We start from the raw sequence: 2557 nt of genomic DNA on the forward strand, positions 1-2557 counted from the left end.
ATTAGCATACATATGTATGTTATATTAATATAAATATAAGCACACACATGTATGCTTATTATATATTAATTATGAGGTGATTTAATGCCGAAAAAACAAAACTCGAAAGAAAAAATCTTAACCGTTCGTGTCAGTCAAGCGCAATACAAAAAGATACAAGATTTAGCCTACATACGTAGTATGAATATCACAGAATATATACGCCAAACAGCTGTGGGGAATCGTATTAAACCGACGGTGATTGAATATCCAAAAGAACAAATAATGATGGATGATTCTAATTCTAAGAATGATACGAATAATTTGTATAAAGTCATTGAACAGCTGAAAGAAGACAATGAGGCACTCAAATCAGACAGAAACGCACTTCGACAACGTCATGACCAACTTGAATATGATATAGAGCAATACCAAAGGGAGAATGAGATATTTCATCACTTATTACAACATTTTGATAGTACTGCATTTATGAACTTTAATACATATCGTGATGATCGCCCATTAAAAAATGCGATTAAACGATTAAAAGAACAATAAAAAAGCAAGCGACTATCAATTATCGTAGTCGCTTGCTTTTTTATTTTAGATTACATGATTGCTTAATTTTAGATTACATGATTGCTTAATTTTAGAAAAATGTTTTAACTTTTTTAGCTCCTTTAATATTTTTAGGAAGATTATATGGGTTAAAGTAGTGATAAACACCTGTTGAATTTACAGACTTTTTACCTGCACCAAAATAATACGATTGCCAAACAAGTTTTGAACAATATGTGTGATATGTATCATTTATATTGGAATTTAAAGAATATGTAATACTTTTTCTTTTTTGAAAATGTTTGATATTGTTCTTCCTTCATTTCTTGTTGAGCTTCTTACTCCATTTGATATTTAGCACGATAGTTTTCTTCTTGGAACTTTTTCCACTGTTTATAAGTGGTAGATTTATCAATTAAATTATTCTTTCTTAAATTATCATATTGTTGTCGAAAATCATGTGGTTGATTTTTATACTCTTGTGCATGAGATTGCATGGGTAACATAATAATTATTACTGATGTAATTAAACAAATTTTAAAAAGAAATTTTTGGTAAGTCTTCAATATTATTTAACTCCTTTATGATAAAATATTTTATATATAGACATTATCATAAAAAATTATTAAAAATAGGAATTATATAAAAATGAAGAAAATCTTAAAAATATTAATAACTTCTATTATTGTTATCATTATTACCTTAACAGTTTGGACTTTTAGTGTGATTACTTATCAGAAACACAAGAGTGAGAAAATCATCAATCACGTTATAGAACGTAAGGGTTGGGATAAAAAAATAAAAAATGAAAAAATGAGTTTTAATATTATGATGGGATATGCTGAAAAAGATATTGTTTTTAAAGATCAACCATATAGTGAGTATGAGTATAACGTGACACCAGCACCAGCACCATGGACAGATGATAAAGAATATAAGATGTGGGGGGAAACAGATTTACAAAAGAAAGACGCCTATTATAAATATCTTTTAGAATCAGAACCTTACAGAAAATAATATAAATGTATAACATAATAAAAGATAGAGATCATTCATCTACCACTTAGAGACAGCGTAGACTTCTACCTAATTATATTAATAAAATGATATTGAAGGAAAAATAATATTTAAAAGAGAAATTTTAAAATGAAATGGTTAAAAATCATTATATTAATTTTATCTTTAGTTCCAATAGAATTTATCGGATTATTTACTGATTATCAAACAGGTTTATTAATAGGTTACATCCCATTTATAATAGTTGCTATATTAATAAGTATATCTATTTTTAAATTCGGCTTAAAAAATAATATAAGTATTATAATAAGTAGATGTATTGGAACATTTCTTTCTTGGGAATGTGTTCATTGGTTTATGAATCATTATGAACCGGAATTTTACTTTGAACCTTTTATGGCTGACGATTTTGCATTATTTTTAGGAGCTATTCATTTCATAGTTATTATGCTTATATATTTAGTTATCTATGGTTTTTCTCATCGCAATAATTAACTATTATGTTACTTATATTAAAGAATACAAAGATTAATTTAACAATGTTTGTGTTTTGAGTATTTATACAAAGGCATTACCCATAATACATAATTATGTTAATTGAGGTTCTGTTTTAAAATCAGAAAAAGATATTTCTATCTCTTTACAAAAAATAGGGATATTTTACATTTTTTTGCACAAATTCTCTAAAAACTGTTTGATATACTTGAAAAACGGTAATATTATTTTATGTAATAGAAACACTATTTTAGAAAAGGGGAATTTATTTATGAAAAAAATTCAAAATAACACTATACAAAAGAAAGGTTTAAGAAAATATAACAACAAGTTAATAGCAGTTACTATTTCTTCACTAGCTCTAGCTGCTCCTTTAGCTTTCGGTAATGCATCAGCTCACGCAGCACAAACAAATGATAATTCAGGACAACAAAAGACTGTTCAAAGTAACGAGAATCAAGGTAATGGTTTACTTAACGGTGGCTTACAAGGTAACAAAAATGAAGGC

The 2557-nt window shown here is 26.8% G+C and carries 4 protein-coding genes and 1 pseudogene; 4 read left to right on the forward strand and 1 reads right to left on the reverse strand.

Annotated features, from left to right (window positions below; genetic code table 11):
• The first annotated feature begins 84 nt into the window (after positions 1–84).
• Positions 85–537, forward strand: a complete 453-nt coding sequence (locus HMPREF3058_RS00420) for a plasmid mobilization protein (protein ID WP_070731030.1) — start codon at positions 85–87, stop codon at positions 535–537.
• 338 nt (positions 538–875) lie between these two features.
• On the opposite strand, the gene HMPREF3058_RS12370 is transcribed toward HMPREF3058_RS00420, so the two are convergent.
• Positions 876–1103 carry a hypothetical protein gene (locus HMPREF3058_RS12370; protein ID WP_256280248.1) on the reverse strand — a complete coding sequence of 76 codons (228 nt, stop codon included), beginning with the start codon at positions 1101–1103 and terminating at the stop codon, positions 876–878.
• A gap of 82 nt (positions 1104–1185) precedes the next feature.
• Here HMPREF3058_RS12370 and HMPREF3058_RS00430 point away from each other — a divergent pair, with 82 nt between their 5' ends.
• From HMPREF3058_RS00430 to HMPREF3058_RS00440, 3 genes and pseudogenes are all read left to right on the forward strand, one after another.
• The gene (locus tag HMPREF3058_RS00430) at positions 1186–1554 is read left to right on the forward strand and encodes a DUF3139 domain-containing protein (protein ID WP_070731033.1); all 369 of its coding nucleotides are present in this window, start codon (positions 1186–1188) and stop codon (positions 1552–1554) included.
• A 129-nt stretch (positions 1555–1683) separates the two neighbouring features.
• Entirely contained in the window at positions 1684–2049 is a 366-nt protein-coding gene (locus HMPREF3058_RS00435) for a hypothetical protein (protein ID WP_049368612.1), read from the forward strand.
• Positions 2050–2320: 271 nt separating this feature from the next.
• A pseudogene (locus HMPREF3058_RS00440) lies at positions 2321–2557 on the forward strand (hypothetical protein); the annotation flags it as partial.

This window comes from Staphylococcus sp. HMSC068G11 (assembly GCF_001815825.1).
Taxonomy (GTDB): domain Bacteria; phylum Bacillota; class Bacilli; order Staphylococcales; family Staphylococcaceae; genus Staphylococcus; species Staphylococcus epidermidis.